At 44.0% G+C, this 21081-nt stretch carries 18 protein-coding genes; 6 read left to right on the top strand and 12 right to left on the bottom strand.

Annotation, left to right across the window (positions count from 1 at the left end; translation table 11 throughout):
* Positions 1–64 precede the first annotated feature (64 nt).
* Both C7Y69_RS17255 and ggt read left to right on the top strand, forming a co-directional pair.
* Positions 65–829 carry an enoyl-CoA hydratase gene (locus C7Y69_RS17255; RefSeq protein WP_013784270.1) on the top strand — a complete coding sequence of 255 codons (765 nt, stop codon included), beginning with the start codon at positions 65–67 and terminating at the stop codon, positions 827–829.
* A 15-nt stretch (positions 830–844) separates the two neighbouring features.
* A complete protein-coding gene (gene ggt / locus C7Y69_RS17250; RefSeq protein WP_126873537.1) occupies positions 845–2602 on the top strand; it encodes a gamma-glutamyltransferase in 1758 nt (585 codons plus the stop codon).
* 71 nt (positions 2603–2673) lie between these two features.
* On the opposite strand, the gene C7Y69_RS17245 is transcribed toward ggt, so the two are convergent.
* Both C7Y69_RS17245 and cysK read right to left on the bottom strand, forming a co-directional pair.
* Positions 2674–3132, bottom strand: coding sequence for a hypothetical protein (locus tag C7Y69_RS17245; RefSeq protein ID WP_013784263.1), 459 nt, complete (start codon positions 3130–3132; stop codon positions 2674–2676).
* Positions 3133–3402: 270 nt separating this feature from the next.
* Positions 3403–4368 carry a cysteine synthase A gene (gene cysK, locus C7Y69_RS17240; RefSeq protein WP_126873536.1) on the bottom strand — a complete coding sequence of 322 codons (966 nt, stop codon included), beginning with the start codon at positions 4366–4368 and terminating at the stop codon, positions 3403–3405.
* 201 nt (positions 4369–4569) lie between these two features.
* Between cysK and C7Y69_RS17235 the strand changes: the two genes are divergently transcribed.
* The 3 genes from C7Y69_RS17235 (at position 4570) to C7Y69_RS17225 (ending at position 7340) form a co-directional block, all read left to right on the top strand.
* Positions 4570–5406, top strand: coding sequence for an AAA family ATPase (locus C7Y69_RS17235; protein WP_126873534.1), 837 nt, complete (start codon positions 4570–4572; stop codon positions 5404–5406).
* Positions 5406–6587: a vWA domain-containing protein gene (locus tag C7Y69_RS17230; protein ID WP_062086405.1), complete on the top strand. Its 1182-nt coding sequence runs from the start codon at positions 5406–5408 to the stop codon at positions 6585–6587. The genes C7Y69_RS17235 and C7Y69_RS17230 overlap by 1 nt, the downstream gene beginning before the upstream one ends.
* A gap of 72 nt (positions 6588–6659) precedes the next feature.
* A complete protein-coding gene (locus tag C7Y69_RS17225; protein WP_126873532.1) occupies positions 6660–7340 on the top strand; it encodes an NTP transferase domain-containing protein in 681 nt (226 codons plus the stop codon).
* Positions 7341–7364: 24 nt separating this feature from the next.
* Here the strand turns inward: C7Y69_RS17225 and C7Y69_RS17220 are convergent, their stop codons facing one another.
* The 8 genes from C7Y69_RS17220 to cmoA form a co-directional block, all read right to left on the bottom strand.
* The gene (locus C7Y69_RS17220) at positions 7365–8729 is read right to left on the bottom strand and encodes an MATE family efflux transporter (protein WP_126873531.1); all 1365 of its coding nucleotides are present in this window, start codon (positions 8727–8729) and stop codon (positions 7365–7367) included.
* 2 nt (positions 8730–8731) lie between these two features.
* Entirely contained in the window at positions 8732–9967 is a 1236-nt protein-coding gene (glp, locus tag C7Y69_RS17215) for a gephyrin-like molybdotransferase Glp (RefSeq protein WP_126873530.1), read from the bottom strand.
* Positions 9968–10117: 150 nt separating this feature from the next.
* Positions 10118–11872 (bottom strand): sugar phosphorylase, encoded by a 1755-nt coding sequence (locus C7Y69_RS17210; protein WP_126873529.1) that lies wholly within the window; start codon positions 11870–11872, stop codon positions 10118–10120.
* Positions 11873–11878: 6 nt separating this feature from the next.
* Positions 11879–13102 (bottom strand): glycosyl transferase, encoded by a 1224-nt coding sequence (locus tag C7Y69_RS17205; protein ID WP_013784255.1) that lies wholly within the window; start codon positions 13100–13102, stop codon positions 11879–11881.
* A gap of 12 nt (positions 13103–13114) precedes the next feature.
* Positions 13115–13924 carry an HAD-IIB family hydrolase gene (locus C7Y69_RS17200; RefSeq protein ID WP_013784254.1) on the bottom strand — a complete coding sequence of 270 codons (810 nt, stop codon included), beginning with the start codon at positions 13922–13924 and terminating at the stop codon, positions 13115–13117.
* Entirely contained in the window at positions 13924–14805 is an 882-nt protein-coding gene (locus C7Y69_RS17195; RefSeq protein WP_013784253.1) for a kinase, read from the bottom strand. The genes C7Y69_RS17200 and C7Y69_RS17195 overlap by 1 nt, the downstream gene beginning before the upstream one ends.
* Before the next feature lie 95 nt (positions 14806–14900).
* The gene (gene cmoB, locus C7Y69_RS17190; RefSeq protein ID WP_126873527.1) at positions 14901–15884 is read right to left on the bottom strand and encodes a tRNA 5-methoxyuridine(34)/uridine 5-oxyacetic acid(34) synthase CmoB; all 984 of its coding nucleotides are present in this window, start codon (positions 15882–15884) and stop codon (positions 14901–14903) included.
* A 154-nt stretch (positions 15885–16038) separates the two neighbouring features.
* Positions 16039–16767: a carboxy-S-adenosyl-L-methionine synthase CmoA gene (gene cmoA / locus C7Y69_RS17185; protein ID WP_013784251.1), complete on the bottom strand. Its 729-nt coding sequence runs from the start codon at positions 16765–16767 to the stop codon at positions 16039–16041.
* Positions 16768–16943: 176 nt separating this feature from the next.
* On the opposite strand from cmoA, the gene C7Y69_RS17180 reads away from it, so the two are divergent.
* A complete protein-coding gene (locus C7Y69_RS17180; protein ID WP_126873525.1) occupies positions 16944–17579 on the top strand; it encodes a response regulator transcription factor in 636 nt (211 codons plus the stop codon).
* Between the two features lie 101 nt (positions 17580–17680).
* On the opposite strand, the gene C7Y69_RS17175 is transcribed toward C7Y69_RS17180, so the two are convergent.
* The gene (locus C7Y69_RS17175) at positions 17681–18229 is read right to left on the bottom strand and encodes a CAP domain-containing protein (protein WP_246604375.1); all 549 of its coding nucleotides are present in this window, start codon (positions 18227–18229) and stop codon (positions 17681–17683) included.
* Positions 18230–18347: 118 nt separating this feature from the next.
* Positions 18348–20810 (bottom strand): acyl-CoA dehydrogenase FadE, encoded by a 2463-nt coding sequence (gene fadE / locus C7Y69_RS17170; protein WP_126873522.1) that lies wholly within the window; start codon positions 20808–20810, stop codon positions 18348–18350.
* Positions 20811–21081: the final 271 nt, after the last annotated feature.

Below are 21081 nucleotides of genomic sequence, written 5' to 3'. Positions count from 1 at the left end.
TAAAAATGCTTTTTTCGTCGGCTTCCGCCTATATAACAATCATAAAAACGTAATGAGGTGACAAATGTCTCTAATTTTAAGTGAAAAGAAAAACGGGATCTTAACGATCACCATTAATCGCCCAGAGAAGAAAAACGCCTTAACCCGAGAAATGTATCAGAGCATGGCTGACGCATTATTCAGTATTGAAAATGACGATAGCATTAAGACTGTGCTGTTCCGTGGTGAAGGCGACTGTTTTACTTCAGGCAACGATATTAGTGATTTTGCAGGGCGTAAAGAAGGGGATGACGTGAATGAGTCTGCGGCATTTATGCGTGGGCTAATAAACTGTAAAGTGCCGGTAGTAGCGCAGGTTCATGGCATGGCTGTGGGTATAGGCACGACGATGCTTTTACACTGCGATTTTATCTATGCTGAGACAAACACCCGATTTGTTCTACCATTCATCAACTTAGGTCTTGTTCCTGAATTTGCTTCAAGTTATCTTCTTCCGAAAATGGCAGGGCATGTAAAAGCCAGCGAGTGGCTGATGTTAGGCGAACCATTTGGCACAGAAGATGCCTGTCAGTTTGGGTTGATTACCGGTAGCTATTCAGCCGAGGAGTTAACCGAGAAAGTGACATCGGTATGTAAAAAGTTGGTGGCAAAGCCCTCATTTGCATTGATGCAAACCAAATCACTATTAAAGAATGATGTGGAATCTACCCATCACTATATGGATATCGAATTCGATGTGTTTGGTCAAGCTATGGATTCAGAGGCCGCCCGTGAAGCGTTTGATGCGTTTTTGTCAAAACGTCCGATCAATCCGGAGAAATTTAAATAAAGAGGAAGTCATATTTTGAAACGTGGTTCATGGTTTAGTTCATCGTTTTTAGCCATTGCAGTTTCAAGCTGCCTGTTGGTGTCTGCAAATGCACAGCAAGTAAGAGAAGTAGGGGAGCCAGAGGCCGCCACGGGGTATGTAGATAAACAAGCCTTTGCTGCGAATGATTACATGGTGGTAGCGGCTAACCCATACGCCTCCTGGGCAGGCAAAAACATATTGGCCAAAGGGGGAAGCGCCATTGATGCAGCGGTTGCCGTGCAATCTATGTTATCGCTGGTTGAACCACAGTCCTCAGGCATTGGTGGTGGCGGGTTTATATTGTATTGGGACAATAAAAACAAAGTGCTGCACACCTTCGACGGCAGAGAAACCGCCCCTGCGGCCGTAAACTCGCATTGGTTTATTGAAGGCAATAAGCCTATGCGATGGCTTGATGCCGTAGTAGGCGGAAAATCAGTAGGCGTACCTGGCGCGATTAAAGCGCTGGAAACTGCACAAAGTGAATTCGGCACCTTGCCATGGAACACATTGTTTGACGATACGATTAAAACGGCGACCGAAGGGTTTCGCGTGTCGCCGCGGCTGGCTAAGCTTATTGCCCTTGATTACCACCCAGGTTTAAAAACGTTTCCAACCAGTTCTACCTACTTCTTTCCTGCGGGGCTTCCGTTAAAAGAAGGCGCGATACGTAAAAATAAGCAATTGGCTAAAACCTTAAAAGGTCTTGCCGAAAACGGCACTGATTATTTGTATAAAGGCGAGTTAGCAGAAAAGATTGTTAAAACGGTAAATTCTGCGTCAATTAACCCAGGTCAAATGACGACTGAGGACTTAGCCGCTTACGAGCCTATTCGACGTGAGCCGGTATGTGGCTTGTATCGTGATAAACAGATTTGTGGCATGGCACCGCCAAGTTCCGGTGGTATTAACGTGTATCAAATTCTAAAAATGTTAGAAGGGCAGGATTTTTCTACCCTCACGCCTGACTCGGTAGAATTCGCAAACGTTTTCACTCAATCAAGCGCGCTGGCCTACGCTGACAGAGAAAAATACATAGCGGATAGTGATTTTACCAACCTTCCGTTTGCCGCCATGATTAACACTGCGTATTTGAATCGCCGCGCTGAAGGTATTGCGCCAGATAAGAAGTGGCGACGTGTACGTGCTGGTAACCCTTACGGCGATGCCAATATTAGCCTTGGCAGCAACATGGAACAGCCTAATACCTCGCATTTCTCTATTGTTGATAAAGAAGGCAATGCGGTATCAATGACCACAAGTATCGAGTTTATGTTCGGTTCGGGTTTGATGGTGGGTGGCTTCTTGCTAAATAACCAATTGACCGACTTTTCGTTTTCGCCTACGCAAAATCGTTTCCCTGTCCCTAACCGTGTTGAGCCAGGCAAGCGCCCACGAAGCGCAATGAGCCCTACGATGGTATTCGACAAGGATGGCGACTTAGAAGTGGTGGTAGGCTCTCCTGGTGGCTCACGTATTGTAAGTTACGTGGCTCAAACGTTAGTGGGCGTGTTAGATTTTGGATTAGACATACAGCAGGCCATTAATTTACCTAAAATTACTAACCGAAATGATTACACGGCTCTTGAAAAGGGAACGCCAATTGCTGAGCTTGAAGCGCCGTTAAAAGCGTTAGGGCATAATGTAAAGGTTGTCGACTTAAACAGCGGTTTACATGGTATTCAAATTAAATCGGGTAAAATTATTGGTGGCGCGGATCCAAGACGTGAAGGTGTTGCGGTAGGGCGCTAAGCGGCTTCATTTAGCACCATGGCTAAATAACCAAAGGCTGTTCGAATTATATATTCGAACAGCCTTTTTTATTACATGAAATGGTCTGGGTGAATTTGAGAAACTTTCCACATACCATCTTCTTTAATAAGATCTAAACTGCGCAAGTCTTCAATTTTATCGTCATCGTACATACCACTTAAAAATACGGTAACCGTTGCCTTTTCTGAAAACTCAGAACGCCCAACACTGTTGCCACTTTGTGGGGTAATAATCACAGTATCGTATTTTAAATTTAATAGGTGACGCTGTACATTTCTATTACTGTGGTAATTAGTCAGAATTCTAGCCAATCGATCGGACGACAGGCTAATTGCCACATCAAGATTATCATCTTCATACACACTTTTTAGAAACGTAACTGCCGAATATTCTGGCGTACTGTCGGCTAGCATACCGTAGCGACCCATTCCTTCTTCTTTTTCTCCACATGCCGCTAAACAAAGCACGCTAAACATAACGGCATAAAAACGTAAACGAAAAGAGCGCATTAATAAAAACCCTAAACAAGTCAAAGGAAAATGATCGCCCACATTATCGATACTCATCCGATGAGACGCAAGTCAATACGTCTAAACCTTTCGAATAATATTCACTTACCTGTTAAACGAAGCTTGAAAATAACTGCCTTTATTTAAAGATAGTTGAGATAAAAGGGTTTGAGCCCCTTTTTAAAAACAAAAAGCAAAAAACAAAAAACGAGACCGAAGCCTCGTTTTGTTATTTACACTCGTCACCGTTTAACGGGTTGGTAAGCGTGATTACTGTGTTTCTTCTTGGTCGCCAAATGCGCCCGCAAATAATGGGCTGCTTAGGTAACGCTCAGTACCACTGGCTAGCAGAACAACAACAATTTTGTCTTTGTTCTCTGGGCGTTCAGCAAAACGTTTTGCTGCTACCACTGCTGCACCAGAAGAAATACCCGCAAGAATACCTTCTTCGGTCATCAAGCGGTGCGCCATTTCCATACATTCATCGTTGGTCACTTGCTCAACTTCGTCAATCAAGCTTAAGTCCAAGTTACCTGGAATGAAGCCTGCACCAATACCTTGAATCTTGTGTGGCCCTGGCGTGAGTTCTTCACCGTTCATTGCTTGGGTGATAACAGGTGAGTCAGTAGGCTCTACAGCAATAGAGGTAATAGCTTTACCTTGCGTGTTTTTAAGGTAACGGCTCACACCAGTAATGGTTCCGCCTGTACCTACGCCTGCTACGAATGCGTCAACTTTGCCGTCGGTGTCATTCCAAATTTCAGGACCTGTGGTATTTTCATGAATAGCAGGGTTAGCAGGGTTATCGAACTGCTGAAGTAAAACGTACTTTTCAGGATCAGATGCCACAATCTCTTGTGCGGCGGCAACTGCGCCTTTCATACCTTTTGGTGCTTCAGTTAATACTAAGCTTGCACCAAGGGCTTTTAATAGCTTTCTGCGCTCTAAGCTCATGCTGCTAGGCATGGTAAGCGTTAGTTTGTAACCGCGTGATGCTGCAACAAACGCAAGGGCAATACCTGTGTTACCACTGGTAGGCTCTACAATTTCCTTACCTTGGGTAAGCACGCCACGTTTTTCTGCATCCCAAATCATATTGGCGCCAATACGACACTTAACGCTGAAGCTAGGGTTACGAGACTCAACCTTTGCGTAAACGTTACCAGAAGTAACACGGTTTAATTTAACTAAAGGCGTGCGGCCAATAGCCAGAGAGTTGTCGTCAAATACTTGCATTATTAATCCTTACCTAGTTAGGAAATCCCAGCAGTCGTGATCGGTACGACCTTTATAATAGTTAATAATTCATAGCCTGAATTTGGGGATTTCGTCATACCCCTATATCATTGGTCCCAAACGTGAAAATGCAAAGTGCTTTTTCGCTATATGTTATTGTTATTTTACATGACGAATCAGAACGAAAGAGGTAAAACCATAATGGCTTTTAGTGGAACGTCGAATTATATCGCTACAAAAGATTTGCAACTTGCCGTGAATGCCGCCATTACGCTAGAGCGTCCACTGCTTATCAAAGGTGAGCCGGGCACCGGTAAAACCATGTTGGCTGAAGAGTTAGCCGCCAGTCTTGGAACCGATTTAATTCAGTGGCACATCAAATCTACTACAAAGGCACAACAAGGCTTGTACGAATACGATGCGGTATCTCGTCTTCGTGATTCACAGCTGGGTGACGATCGCGTTCACGATATTGGCAATTACATTGTTAAAGGAAAACTGTGGCAGGCATTTGAAGCAGGCAACCGTCCTATTTTATTAATTGATGAAATAGACAAAGCGGATATTGAGTTTCCAAACGACTTATTGCTAGAGCTCGATAAGATGGAATTCTTTGTATATGAAACTCAAGAGCGTGTGGTGGCCACAGAGCGCCCCATAGTAATCATCACGTCAAATAACGAAAAAGAGCTGCCTGATGCCTTCCTACGTCGTTGTTTTTTCCACTACATTAAATTTCCTACGCCTGAAGAAATGCAGCAAATCGTAGATGTGCATTTCCCCGACTTAAAGAAAAAGCTGCTTGATGAAGCATTAAAAGCCTTTTTTGAGATTCGTGATGTTCCAGGGCTTAAGAAGAAACCTTCTACCTCAGAGCTTATCGATTGGTTGAAATTGCTGGTGGCCGAAGACATTCCACCTGAAGCGTTGCAGTCGAAAGACGGTAAAGCCGCCATTCCACCGCTATATGGTGCACTACTTAAAAACGAGCAAGATATTCACTTGTTCGAAAAATTGGTATTTATGGCGCGCCGCTAATGCTTATTCAATTCTTTTTCACGCTGCGAAAATATCAAGTAAAGGTAAGCTTGCGAGAGCTACTTGATTTACTCCACGCCTTGGAAAAGCATATTGTTTATGCAGATTTAGAAGGCTTCTATAGTTTGTCTCGAACCATCATGGTGAAAGATGAGTCTCAATACGATAAATTCGACAGAGCATTTGCCGATTATTTTGAGGGGGTAGAATCTATCGATTTATTCGGTAAAGAAATCCCCGAAGAGTGGTTACGTAAACAAATCGAGAAAACCTTAAGTGCAGAAGAGCGTGAAGCGCTACGCCAGTCTGGCGGCTTAGAAGCTTTAATGGATACCCTTAAAAAACGCCTTGAAGAGCAAGAAAAGCGCCATCAAGGTGGAAATAAATGGGTGGGAACAGGGGGCACATCTCCCTTTGGCGCTTATGGAGACAACCCTGAAGGTATTCGTATTGGGCAAAAGGGCAATCGTCGTAACTCGGCGGTAAAAGTGTGGGATAAGCGCGAGTTTAAAAACTTATCTGCCGATGTAGAGCTAGGGACACGAAACATTAAAGTGGCCTTGCGTAAATTACGTAAGTTCGCCAGAACCGGTGCCAGTGAAGAACTTGATGTGGCTACCACCATTGGTGAAACGGCCAAAAAAGGCGGTATGCTAGATATACACATGTCGCCCGAGCGTCATAACGCGGTTAAGGTGCTAATGTTTTTTGATGTGGGCGGCTCTATGGATCCTCACGTTAAAACCACGCAAGAACTTTTCTCTGCAGTGCAGAGTGAGTTTAAATACCTCGAGTACTTCTACTTTCATAATTGTGTGTATGAAGAAGTATGGAAAGACAATCTGCGCCGTGAAAAAGAGCGGGTATCGGTTCACGATATTATTCACCGGTACGGTAAAGACTATAAAGTTATCTTTGTTGGCGATGCCACCATGGGGCCTTATGAAATTACCTATCCTGGTGGAAGCGTTGAACACTGGAACGAAGAACCGGGTAGTGCATGGCTAGGCCGAATACTGAACCACTTTAATAAAGCGGTTTGGTTAAACCCGCAAGCGGAAAATTATTGGCCTTACTATTCGTCTATTTCTATTATAAAAGAAATTGTTGAAGATAGAATGTACGGGCTAACTCTTGAAGGCTTAACTCAGGCCATTAAAGAGCTCAGCCGTTCACGCTAGGCATTGTTTATAAGGCCGTTTGCATTAGCCGTTCTCATTAGTCAGTGTGTTAGACGCAGAGAGTTATAAAAAATGAGTAAAGTCGCAAGCATACTGTTGGCGGGTGGGGAAAGTAAGCGTTACGGCGGTAACAAGTTACTCTCCCCGCATCATAATGGGTTGCCGTTAATCCAATACGCGTTGCAGCAGTTACACGGGCTTAATCTTGCCGGTACTTATGTGGTTACTGGGCGTTGGCACAGTGATGTTGTTGATGTTGGCGATATAATTACGGCAAGCGCAGCTCAAGATAGCAATAGCACTAAGGTGTGTTACAACCCGTTGTGGCGTGAAGGCATTGCGTCGAGTATTCGTTGTGGTCTGCAGGCTCTTATGCTGGAAAAGAGCCTTATGCAGGCAGCCTGCAATGAGTACACCCATGTGTTAGTACACTTAGCCGACTTAGCCAGTGTTACCACCGCTACACTGCAAGCATTGCTCAACGAAATCCCATCAAATCCCAATCACATCATTTACAGTCAGTGGCATAAACGCGGTCTTGATGAGCAAGTGAAAGTAAAAGCGACAGTGCCTGCTATATTCCCCAAAGCAGCATTCGAGAGCTTGCTTGCGTTAAGCGGCGACAAAGGCGCAAAGAAAGTAATAGAAGACTGGAAAGACAAGGGGCAGGCTATTGGTGTCAATCACCCCGAGTCTGCATTTGATATTGATGCACCTAGTGATTGGAACGCCTATCGGAGCAACGAGGCATAACCGATAGGCAGGGTATCAATTAAATTACGTGGCGAATCGGTAGCTTGGTCGTTGAATATAATAAAGTCTTGCACCTAGCATGACTGCCGCAGCACTTAACCCCACAATAAATCCAATCCAAAAGCCGCCAGCAGACATAGGCTCTGCCGTTATCCAATTAGTACGGCCTAATATAACGCCGGTGGGCAAACCAATTAACCAGTAAGACACAAACGTAATGATAAACATGGCGGTAGTGTCTTTGTAGCCACGAAGCGCATTGGCTGATATTACTTGTATAGCGTCTGAAAGCTGAAAAATTGCTGCGTAAATAAGTAGGGCATTCGCCATTTGGTAAACCGCCTCATCGCTGGTATAAAGCCCAATGATGAATGCTTTGGCACTTAGCGTGAAAGTAGCCGTACAAGCCGCGGTAACAAACCCAATTAAAATTGAGCACTTAGCGGCAACCTTAGCCTGCCGTCTATTATTTTGCCCAATGCGGTAACCTATGCGAATAGACGCTGCCATACCAATACTCATGGGTACCATAAACATGAGCGCAGAAAAATTAAGGGCTACTTGGTGGGCGGCAACTGTGGTGGAGCCAAAGGGGGCAAGCAATAATGCCACTACCGCAAATAAGGTTACTTCAAACAGCAATGTCATGGCGATGGGAAGGCCAAGCTTGAAGGTACGCTTTATGGCAACCACTGACGGCTTGTAGTACGTATCGAAAAGCTGATATTTTTTTAGCGCGGGGCTAAAACGTACGTAAATGAAGGTAGCAATTAGCATGGTGTAAATAACAATAGCTGTTGCTACACCACAACCCGCGCCACCAAAAGCGGGTATAGGGCCAATACCGTAAATGAAAAGGTAGTTACCTAGTATGTTGGCCATTAAACCAATCACGGTAATTAACATGGTTGGCTTGGTTTTACCCAGTCCTTCACAGTAGTTTCTTAGCCATTGATAAAGCGCGAATCCCGGCATGGCACACAGCACATAAACCACATAATCCACGGTGATGGTATGTAGCTCATCTGCCATGGGGAATAGTGATACGATGTTACCAGCAAAGGGAATAAGCGCAGCCATCGCTACACCAACGAAACACACTAAGTAGCCTGCTTGTTGACTGGCATTGGCAATGCCGGTGATGTCTTTTGTACCTTGAAGCCTTGAAATAATGGGCGGTAAAGCTAGCGCAATACCTTGTATAAAACACAACAAGGGTACGGTAATACTAAAACCAAGCGCCACCGCAGCCATATCAGTCGCACTATAACGGCCAGCCATAATGGTATCGCTCACGCCCATTAACATTTGGGTAATTTGCGCAATTAATAGTGGCCAAGCCAGCTTTATAATATCTCTACCTTCAAGTAGATAACGTTTGTTCTTCAAGGCTACAGATCCGATTCAGGTGAAAGTAAATCAAAAGGAATAACAGGCAGGGTTGTGCCTTTTTCAACATGACTGATGTCTTCGTGAATAACCATTAAACAATTGGCTGCGGTAATAGACGTCATGACACCAGAACTTTGTGTGCGAAACGGCGTTACCAGAAGGTTGAAGTTTTCATCATAGGTTATCGTGGCGCGCTGAAAATCCCGACGGCCAGCACGACGTTTAATGTCGCATGTTACCGTGGCATTAACGGTTAGCGGCTTACGAACTTGCTGTTCACCCTGCATTTTTCTAATTAACGGGGTAACAAGAAGTTTAGCGGTTACAAAGGCAGAAACAGGGTTACCAGGCAAACCACAAAATAAGGTATTGCCAATATGGCCTAAGGCAAAAGGTTTACCCGGTTTAATTGCCACTTTCCAAAAGTCGATACTACCTAAAGTTTCTATTACGTCTTTCACATAATCGGCGTCGCCAACCGACACACCGCCACTACTTACCATCACATCTACCCGTGCGCTGGCTTCTTTGAACAGGGCGGTGAGTGATTGTTCATCGTCTTTTACTATGCCGAAATCGATAATCTCAACGCCCAACTCTGAAAGTAGGGCACTCACACCAATACGATTCGACTCATATATTTGGGTAGGTAAGCAGGGTTCGCCAGGTTGAGCTAGTTCAGAACCTGTGGCGACAACACCCACCTTAACTTGTTTTACTACGTCTACCGTGGTGAGCCCCTGTGAAGACAACAACATAAGGTGCTGTGGCTGTAATCGAATACCTTGATTTACCAGTGACTGTCCAATTTTAATATCCGCTTCTTTCTTGCGAATGTTTTCGCCACAAGCGTGCTGCTTATTAATACTTACGTGATTGCCTTCAGTAGACGTATTTTCAACCATGACTACAGCATCCGCGCCTGGAGGTACTGGTGCGCCCGTCATGATTTTTATCGCGTGGCCGGGTTTTAAAGGTTCGTCTGCGGCCATGCCAGCGGTAATGGTGCCCTGTATAGGCATAAGCGTGTCTGGTTGACTACTAGCTGCATTAATAGCGAAGCCATCCATTGCCGAGTTATCCCACGGGGGCACAGAGAGTGTAGCATGTACTTCAGAGGCAGTGATTCTTCCTAAGGCGCGACTCAACGCAATGGTTTCAGATTCACCTAAGGTGCTAGTTGCATCAATCGCTTTTTCTAATGCGTGTTCTAACGATAACCATTTTGAAGACATGAAAACCACTCCCTAATTTGAGGGTGGGGATTATCACCTAAATGCGCCAATAAACCAATGTATTAGGCAATGACGATAAGGAAATTATAACAAAAACGGCGCTATATGCGCCGTTTGTAAGAGGTGAGTGGAAAGCTCAAGAACTGGAGTTTACTCAAAGTCTTGGTTGCTTATCCAAAGTGTTTGATAGGGTTTCAATTGCAAAAAGGCATCCGACAAAGCAATTTGTTGGCGAGTCACAAGATCTATCCAGTTATCCGTACCAATTAAGTTGATATCTGACAGTAGAATAGTTTGCTCTTCATCCGACACATTACTAATGCAGAAGATACTTTGCTTTCTGTCTAAACTTTGTCGCCAATAACCGAAAATACTTTCGTTAAGCTGCAACGTGAATTGCGTGGCATTCGGGTGGAATGCTGGCTGAGCTTTACGAATTCGAATTAACTGAGACAATCGCGTCAATACTTTGTGATGCTGAGAATAGGGCGAATCAAGCAAGGCTTCTAGTTCTTTAAAGTCCCAACGTCTGCGGTTAATTGAACGGTTTTGCCCTGTATTAGCCACTTTTTCATAGTCGTTAGACGTACCTAATAAACTATGAATATAAATGCCTGGAATACCTTCCATTCCCAGCATAATGGCGTGCGCACAGATAAAGCGGTCTATCTGCCATTTATCCGGGCCTTTTGTTGTTCCCTGTAACGCATCAAATAACGTAATATTTATTTCATAAGGCTTTTGCTGCCCATGATCAGACGCGCGCCACGAAATTTTGCCACCAAAGTTTTGCATGGTATGCACAAGTTCTGAAATTTCTTCATCGTCTAGCAACCCTTCGGCAGGGCGAAGGCCAATACCATCGTGCGATGCAATGAAGTTAAAGTAAGCCGTACCGTTTTGCGCAGGTGGCATGCTCATCATCCAACTCTTTAAGTACTTACAATTACCCGTTACCAAGGTGTTGACCAATAGTGGTGGCAATGAAAAGTTATAAATAGCATGGGCTTCATTGGCATTACCGAAATAGGTCAAATTTTCCCTGTTGGGAATATTGGTCTCAGTAATGATAATAATAGACGGGTCGACATGTTCAATCAGCGTGCGAATTAACCTAATAACCTCATGAGTTTGAGGAAGGTTAATGCAGTTAGTGCCAACAATTTTCCACAAAAACGCCACAGCGTCTAAGCGGAATATTTTTGCGCCCTTGTCGATATACAAACGAATGATATCAATGAACGTAAGAAGTACCTTAGGGTTCCTGAAATCAAAATCGACTTGGTCATGACTGAAAGTACACCAAACATGTTTAGTGCCATCTTTGGTTTCTGTTTCACGCAATAAAGGCGAAACCCTAGGACGAGTAACAATAGACAAATCGTCAGCGGGATCCCCAGTAAAGAAGAAATCTGAACCTGGACCTTCACCTTTGATGAAATTATCGAACCATACACTGCGCGCAGAACAGTGGTTAATCACCAAATCAGTCATTAACCCGTAGTCTTTCGCAATGGCTTCAATATCGTCCCAGCTGCCCAAGGCTTCATTCACACTTGAATAGTCGATAACCGAAAAGCCATCGTCTGAACTGTATGGAAAGAAAGGCAGAATGTGCACATTATTGATGGTGTTCTTACTATAGCGATTTAAAAAGCGATTGAGGGTAACGAGCGGTCGCTCGTCGCCATCAATAACGCTATCGCCATAGGTGATCATGATGATGTCTTCCTCGTCCCAATAATTAGAATGGGATTGAGGAAGCGACACATCTTCATCAGGCTTAATGCCCATCGTCTCCATCAACGACATGGTTAAGCTTTCTAATGAATGCTCAAGGGGCACATCAGCATAGATATATTCTAGATGGTGCTTCACTTTGTCATGGAGTACTTGCCATGTCATTGTCTATTACTCCATAAATTCTGCGGTGTCAGCTTCAACGGCCTCCAGCAAGCGCTCGAGAATATCTGGCACAGCGCTGGTTACTCGGTTCCAACTTGGAATGAAAGGGGTTTCCATTGGGTTTTCTAAAAAGTTCTGTCCAGCTTTCATGATGTTACTGGCGAACATTTCAACTGCTTTTTCTTCACTGTGAATATCAAGCGTAAGACCGTTCATGACTGCGTCGTTGTGATAGGTCTCAATAAAGTCTAGCGCAATTCTGAAATACGTAGCCTTGATAGAGCGGAACATCTCGTTACTAAAGGTATAACCTTGGGTAGCCAACTTTCTAAAGATGGCCTTAGTAATGTCGATAGACATTTTAGATAAGCCACCATGTTCATCATTAAGCGACAAATCTTGGTGCTTGTGATCGTAAATGTCGCAAATGTCGGCTTGGCAAAGGCGATTGTGCGAATAATTGCGATGCATTTCAGATAGTACGCCAATTTCTAAGCCCCAATCACTTGGAATGCGAATATCGTTTAGCACATCGCGGCGGAACGAAAATTCTCCGGCTAATGGATAGCGGAAGCTGTCCATAAACTCAAGGTATTCGTTGTCACCCATAATACGCTTAAGTGCGCGTAATAACGGCGTCACTAATAATCGAGATACGCGGCCGTTAATTTTACCGTTCGCTACACGGGCATAGTAGCCCTTACAGAACTCGTAGTTAAAATTCGGGTTTGCGACAGGGTAAATAAGCTTAGCCAACAAGTCTTTGTTGTACGTCACAATATCGCAATCATGCAGAGCAACAGACTCAGCACGGTTTGATGCTAAAACATAACCCATGCAATACCAAACATTACGGCCTTTACCCAACTCTTTCGGTGCAAGACCTTTTGATTGTAGTTCTTCATCAAGGGCTTTCAAGCGAGGACCGTCGTTCCAAAGCACGCGATGATGCTGAGGCAGTTTGTCGAAAAACTTAAGCGCATGTTTATATTGCGCCATATCAGCGCGATCTAGCCCTATCACGATTTCCGATAAGTAAGGTACGCCCGTTAATTCATCAACAATATGAGGTAAGGCATCACCTTCTAGTTCTGAAAAAAGTGATGGCAAGATAAGTGCCATGGGGCGTTTCTGTGAAAAGCGGAGTAACTCGGCTTCTAGTTCCTCTGTTGGTCTACGAGAAAGATTATGTAAAGTTGTAACCACACCGTTTTGATAAAAATCAGCCATGTGTCCTCCTGATTATAGGGAAAGCAATTGAGTTAGCATTTCGTTCCAGCCTTCTGGGCCAGGTAACGTGCTGGTATAAACCTCGTCTTTTTTAACAGAAGGCGGAGGATTTACCGGAGATAAAATTCGTATAGCGATATGTGCTGCTTCAAGCATAGCAATATCGTTTTTTCCATCGCCAAGGGCAACGGTTTTAACATGACTTTCATGTTGTCTTTGGTATTCAGCCGCTAGCCATTTAAGGGCTTGGCCTTTGTCGCAATTGCCAGATACATGGATAAATCGCCCGCCTTCTAGAGGATAGGCGCCACGGTCTTTAACTGCCGCAATAAATTTTTGTTTGTTTTCATCAGAACCAGTCCAAAGTACAGGTTCTCCAAATTGACGTTTAGCTGCTAGGGCAGCAGACGCTTCGTCTAAGCCTGTGCTGCTTTGAATTTCTTCTAAACTCATTTGCGAAAACTGTTTAAACTCACCTTCAAAATCTGCTTTGATTTTATCGAGAAGTTTAATCCAGTAATTTTTATTGGATATAAACGATTTACACCAGTAACCATCTACCCATACGGTTCCGCTAGGCTTCTTTTTGAAAAAACCATGTGGAATGAATATGGCAGCGCCGTTTTCAATGATGAATGGCCCAGTAAGGCCAATTTGCTCTCGCAAAGGCTGTAGCTCAGCAAAGGTTTTACTGGTGGTTGGAATAACCGGTATATCTCGTGACTCCAACGCTGTTAAAGCAGGTTTCGCCGCCTCAAAGGAGTAGGTATGGTGGTCTAACAGCGTGCCGTCCATATCGGTGAAAACTAGCGTTCTTGTCATTACTTTACTTCCTCGCCGGTTATAGTTCTTGTTTCATCTAGCGAATACACAGTGTCACACTTTGTAGGCAATGTTTTAAGTGCATGTTCGGTTAGTCGTTGGTAATTCTGAATAAACTGTGCAACTTGTTCATCGGACATTACCCCTGTAGAAGCGCCTTTGGTTGCTACAGCAAGTTTATGCTCTTGCTCTAACCGCCAGCGGTAAACACATTCAAACGAGGGGGCTTTTAACATAACCCGATAATCGATTTGATCAAACAAGCTTTGATAGTCGTTTGATAATTCAGTATTAACAAACGAACGCCAAATACCAAGTGGATCTTGGTTTTCTTCTAAACTATTTATGGGTTGCTTTATATCGGCAGCGTTTTGCGGTGTTACCCCAACACACCATCCTTCTAAAATAATGATATCTGGTGGCGCCGTCACTACAGGCCACTGATTAACGGGGAAGGGGTCGTCTATCGCTTTATTGAAACGGGGAAGGGCCACTTGGCCGCTGCCTTTAAGCTGCTTAAACGTATCAAGGGCAAGAGGCATATTGTGTGTACCGGGTACACCTCTGGTTGCAAGCAGCGGATGGACTTTTATCGATAGCGCATTTCGTTGCGATTTATCTAAATAAAAGTCATCAATAGAAAGGCAAACCACTTTTTTAGCGTAAATGCTGGTTAAATACGCGCTAACAAAATCAGTAAGCGTAGATTTTCCTGAGCCTTGGCAGCCGTTAATTCCGACCACCAATGGGGCTTTGATTGAATTTGCCGCACCGTCTTGGTGCTTAACTAACCGTTCGCATAATGGGATGAACCATTTTTGTGCAGTGTCCGCATACGTACTTGGTAGCTGATGTGTCTTTAAAAACCCATGTATGTCCATGTTGCAACCCTATTAAATGCAGAATACGTACATCATGGGGAATATAGGTTACAACATTTATGCCAACATAACGATTGCATTACATAGGGGTGAACTTATTTACGATTCGCGACAATCACGGCTCGTTGTGGTGCAGGATACCCCTCAATGGTGCGAGTAATATCTTCAGGGTCGAGAAAATCTTTCAATGACTGGCCTTCAATCCACTCAGTGGCCCGTTGTTCATCCAGCGTTGTGAAGTTCTTATCAACCACGCGGATGTTTTCAAACCCAAGACGCGCTAGCCAAACCGTTAAGGCGTCTGTACTAGGTAGAAACCATACATTGCGCATTTGAGCATAACGTTCTCCGGCCATTAATACGGTTTGCGCATCGCCATCTACCACTAAGGTTTCCAATACCAGCTCTCCACCTTTTCGCAGTTGATGCTTAAGTTGGGTGAGAAACTGAATAGGATCTTTTCGGTGATACAGTACGCCCATTGAAAAAACGGTATCAAACGCGTTCAATGGCTGCATTTCTTCAATACCTAGCGGTAAGAAGTGAATGCGATTATCAGCAATAAAGTGTTTGATAGCTTGAAACTGAATGAGAAACAGCTGGGTGGGGTCGATGCCTACTACGCGAGATGCATCACACCCAAGCATACGCCACATGTGATAACCGCTACCGCAACCTACATCTAGCACGGTTCTGTCTTTAAGTGGCGATATATGCGGGGCAACCCTGTCCCATTTCCAATCTGAACGCCATTCGGTATTAACGTGAATACCGTGTATATGGAAAGGCCCTTTGCGCCACGGCATAAATTGTTGCAGCAACCCTAATATCTTCTTCTGGGTATATTGGTCTATATCATCCGCTGAACCAATTCGAACCTCATCAACAAGGGTAGTGGACGAAGGTGTCGTGGTTGGAATTTTTGCAAGTAGACGACACCACTTATCGAATTCACCGTGTTTCTGACTCTTTTGCCATTCATTCATTTGCGCAGGTAGGGTTTGTAGCCAATGCGCTAAAGGCGTATCTAAAATAGATTTGTAGCAGTCGTTAAACCACGCTGATTCTGGTTTCGTCATATTCTTCTCGGTATTCTTAATTGTGAATCTCAGTGTTCATAATGATTCACAGTATTTTTAATGCTAAATCACAGGTTGCTGGCTAGAAGTGCATTGGGCGTAGCTGCTCACTTAACCGCATTGCATTCTTGACTGTGATGCTCCGCGATGCCAACTACTTTATTGCAACCAGCGACGTAAAGTTAAAGCACTTAAACCACATCACCACATCTTTAAAACCAACGGACTTTAATCGCGTTTCGTGTTCGCTGAAGGTATCGGTTAGCATAACTTTCTCGATGGCGGCGCGTTTTTGACTTACTTCTAATTCACTGTAGCCATTGTCACGCTTAAATTGGTGGTGCAAATCTATCAGTAGTTCGTTGCCAGCCACGGTCGGGTGTTTAATTTTCTCTGAAAGAATTAAAACACCACCTTCATTTAAACCATCGTAAATTTGTTTTAATAGCGCTTCTCTATCAGCAGGTGGAATGAATTGTAATGTGAAATTCATGACTACCATAGAGGCGTTTTCTATTTGGGTATCTTGAGCGTTTTGCTGAATGATGGAAATTGGGTTTGGCAAATTGAAGGCTTGAACCATGCGTCGACAACGGTCAACCATGGCATCGGAACTATCTATACCAATTATTTCACAGGGCACATCTTGTGTAGCGCGAGCAACAGAAAAACTTGCTGCCCCCAAGGAACAACCAAGGTCATACACCCTAGTATTGGGTTGTACTTTTGTTTTCGCTAATTCGCCAATGGTATGAACAATAGTTTCATAACCCGGCACCGAGCGTTGGATCATATCGGGAAAAACGTCAACCACTGACTCATCGAAGGAAAAATCTGCTACCTTTTTAAGAGGGTTGGCATAAAGCCTGTCGTGTTTTTGCACAAAATGTACTCAGCTAGCGGGAATTTGGTCGGCAATTTTACCCTCACAAATTTAAATGCCAATGGAAAACAGTAAAAAAATCAAATAAAGCGGTGATTTTTAACGAATAGGGCTTTTAGAATTAAATCGGAAGTATTAACCTAGAGATATAAGAACTAAAGGAAGTAACAACGCTAATGACAAGAATTCTTGTAGCAGATGATCACCCATTGTTTCGTGAAGCACTCAGCGGAGCGTTAGGACCTTATTTTGAAAACGCGCAGATTCTTGAAGCCGGAAGCCTTGATGCTGCGCTGGCCGTTTTAAATGAATACGACGGCATTGAGTTGGTCTTACTCGACTTAAACATGCCAGGCGGTGAATATTTTAATGGCATTATTACCTTGCGTGAACAATATCCTAATATTCCTATCGGCGTAGTGTCTGGTAGCGATGCGGTAGAAGTGGTAGCACAGGTAATGAGCTTAGGCGCTCAAGGCTTTATTCCTAAGGTGTCAGCAACACGTGAAATGGCGCAGGCTATTGTGGACATCATTGCGGGTAAAAAATGGCTTCCTGAAGGTATGGAAGACGAACTTGAGAAAGTAGACGACGAATTGAAGTTGTTGCTTCAACGTTTCAGAGAGCTAACGCCTAAACAAATTCAAGTATTGTCATTCCTTCGTGCTGGCTTAATGAACAAGCAAATAGCCCACGAAATGAATGTAACTGAAGCGACGATTAAAGCGCACATTAGCGCAATTCTACGTAAGCTAGAAATCAATACCCGCACGCAAGCAGTATTGTTGATGGACAAGCTTCAACTAAGCTAGTCGTACAAGCAAGCGTTACAAATTAAAAAAGCCGGTGTTATTAAAAACACCGGCTTTTTTGTTTTTACTGCAATTGCCACAATTTTTAAGAGTGTAGTTCACTATTGCATTGGGGTAATTTCACCATTTTCGGTAACAATGCCTAGCCCCTTATCGGGCACTTCACTAAACGATTGCTGTTGTGCATCACCACTTAGTTTAGTGAGATAAATTGCCCAGTATTCTACATGTGGCGTTTTATAATCTTTAAAAAAGGCGATCCCGATTTCATTTTGTTCAGCATAAAAAGGAATTTCACCAAGCAAATGCTGTTTGTGGGAGAACGAGCTTTTTAATGCGTGCCACACCTTTTTTGCTGTTTGATAACCACCAGCCAATGCCTCAACCTGATTGCTCATCGCATCGCCGTAATACGACGGGAGTGTTAACCCTGCGTTTCGCAAACGTGTGTTTGGGCTGCCACCTAAGAAATGCGACACTAAACCTTCTTCTGCCATGTCTTTTGCCTTTTGCTCTGCAATGGCAACTAGGGTGGGGTTACAGTGAATTTGGGTTCGGGCTTGGTTTTTATCATTCACAATAAGTTGGGCAAGTTTTTTGGCTTGTTCCGAATTACCACACTGAAAGGTATCAGAAGGTAACGAAACCATGGCGTGTTGCGATTCTGCCTGAGCAGGCGCAATCACGAGCAAAGATAACCAAAAAATAGCAGTCACTTTAGTGCATAAAAAAAGGCCGCCGAAGCGGCCCTTTTTGAGAAGGGTTAAACTAAGCAGCTTTGCCTCCTCGTTTCTTTATTTCGCTAGAAGAGTTAACCTTAGCCACTAATTCTTCGTGGTCAAAATCGTCCACGTTAATGGTTCTCAGTCTTCCTGCTTCTGTACGACGAAGTAAGTCAGCTTCTTCTTCATTAATGATGTCTTCACTAAGCGCTTCGTCTGCTAACGCCGCTAAACGTGTGAAAGGCAGTTTCGCTTTCTTATGTTTGCAAATGCGCTCGAAGATTGGCTCGGCTGCTAACACGTCATCAAGAGTCTGTTCTAAGTCACCGAACAAGTTACTTTCTTCACGAGACAGATACTGACCATAACCTAAGCGACTACGTGCGCTACAAGGGGTTTGCAGCATTTGCGCAATAGCATGCTCGGTTTTATCAGAAGGCTTACCAACACGACGACCAAACGGAATAACAATACCACGAAGCACAACACCAATGGCTTTGTTAGGGAAGTTCGCTAAGAAGTCATCAATGGCTGTTTCAATGTCATGCAAGGTGTTTTGCATTGCCCAATGAAGTAGTGGTAAGTCTTCTTTTAAGCGACCATCTTCGTCAAAACGTTTCAAGGTAGTACTACCTAGGTACAAGCCGCTTAAAATGTCACCTAAGCGTGCAGATAAGCGCTCACGACGTTTTAAGTCACCGCCTAACACACCCATAGAAACATCAGTAAGCAACGCTAAGTTTGCACTGTAGCCTTGTAACAGCTTGTAGTAGTGAGCCGTTTCGTCAGTGAAGGGTGCACTGCTAAATACGCCACTTGTCAGCGAGAACCAAACACTACGAACGGTATTTGAAATGGCAAAACCAATGTGACCAAATACGGCTTTATCAAAAGCGGTTGTGCTTTCTTTCTTGTCTTCAATTGATGCGGCTTGAATTTCTTTCAATACGAAAGGGTGACAGCGCATTGCGCCTTGACCGAAAATCATCATGTTACGAGTAAGAATGTTCGCGCCTTCAACAGTAATTGAAACTGGAACACCTTGGTAACCACGGCCCAAATAGTTATTTGGCCCAAGCATTACGCCCTTACCGCCATGAACGTCCATTGAATCATTTATAATCTGACGCATCTTTTCAGTAAGGTGGTATTTACAGATTGCCGAAATAACAGACGGCTTCTCACCCAAATCAACACCAACTGTTGAAAAGCGTGTTACGCCATCCATCAAGTACGCATTACCACCGATACGGGCTAGCATTTCTTCCACGCCTTCCATATGGCCAACAGGCATACGGAACTGACGGCGAATACGCGCATACGCACCCGTTGCCAATGATACAGATTTAGCGCCACCTGCAGCAGAAGACGGTAGGGTAATACAACGGCCTACTGATAAGCATTCAACCAGCATACGCCAGCCTCTACCTGCCATTGCTGGGCCACCGATGATGTAATCGATTGGAACGAAAATGTCGTTACCGCGAATAGGACCATTTTGGAAAGGCGTATTTAGCGGGAAGTGACGACGACCAATTTCTAGGCCCTTAGTATCGCGAGGGATAAGTGCACAAGTAATACCTGGCTCTTTATTCTCACTTAACAAACCGTCTGGATCTTGAAGCTTAAACGCTAGACCGATAACTGTCGCCACTGGCGCAAGGGTAATATAACGTTTGTCGAAGGTTAGGCGCATACCTAGCACTTCTTCACCGTTCCATTCGCCTTTACAGACCACACCCACATCAGGAATAGCGCCGGCATCTGAACCCGCTTCAGGGCCCGTTAATGCAAAACAAGGAACTTCTTGACCTGCCGCTAGGCGAGGTAAGTAATGGTCTTGTTGTTCTTTTGTGCCATAGTGTTGAAGTAGCTCACCTGGACCTAACGAGTTAGGAACACCAACCGTACTTGAAAGTACGGCGCTAACGCCAGCAAGCTTTTGAAGAACGCGAGACTGAGCGAATGCTGAAAACGCTAGGCCGCCGTATTCTTTTTTGATAATCATGGCAAAGAACTTATGTTCTTTAAGGTATGCCCAAATTTCAGGAGATAAGTCGGCATCTTTATGGTTAATTTGCCATTCATCTACCATTGAGCATACTTCTTCAACCGGGCCGTCTAGGAACGCTTGTTCCTCAGCCGTTAAGCGACCTTTTGGAATACGGTGAAGTTTTTCCCAATCAGGCTTACCACTGAAAATATCACCGTCCCACCATACTGTCCCTGCATCGATTGCTTCTTGCTCGGTACTAGACATTTCTGGCATTACCTTTCGGTAAAACGCTAATAACTTTTTAGTGATGTGCTGCTGACGAATATTAGAAAGGGTAAACGGCAGCGTAAGTGCTAGGAATACAATCCAACCAAGTAAACCAATATCACCAAATAGAGTCCCTAATATCATGACTCCGCCAGCAATACACACTGCTGTTACTAAGCTGGTACGTTGATAGCTGGCAACGGCCAAAGCTAACACTACCAATAAAAACCAAATAAAATCTGCCATACTTCGCTCCTGAAAAGGCGTTAAATGTAACGCTCATCGTTCCTCTTATTTTGGTTCATTACGCATGATTGTGCGCAACTATCAAATTGAGGTCAGACCAGCATGGGTTAAACCTATTATTTAATGGCTCAAAGATCAAGATTTTTACATGAATTTTGCATTAAAAGTAATGGTTATAGTGCAAGTTAAACTGCGGTATATATGGGTTGCCAAGCTAACTTGTGGTCAACCACGAGGCATGATAAAGATTTTAAGAGAAAAGAGATAACAG

The organism is Alteromonas sp. KS69, assembly GCF_003989595.1.
GTDB lineage: Bacteria > Pseudomonadota > Gammaproteobacteria > Enterobacterales > Alteromonadaceae > Alteromonas > Alteromonas naphthalenivorans.
The sequence above is the reverse complement of the archived record's forward strand: the minus strand, read 5'-3'. Positions and strand labels throughout refer to the sequence as shown.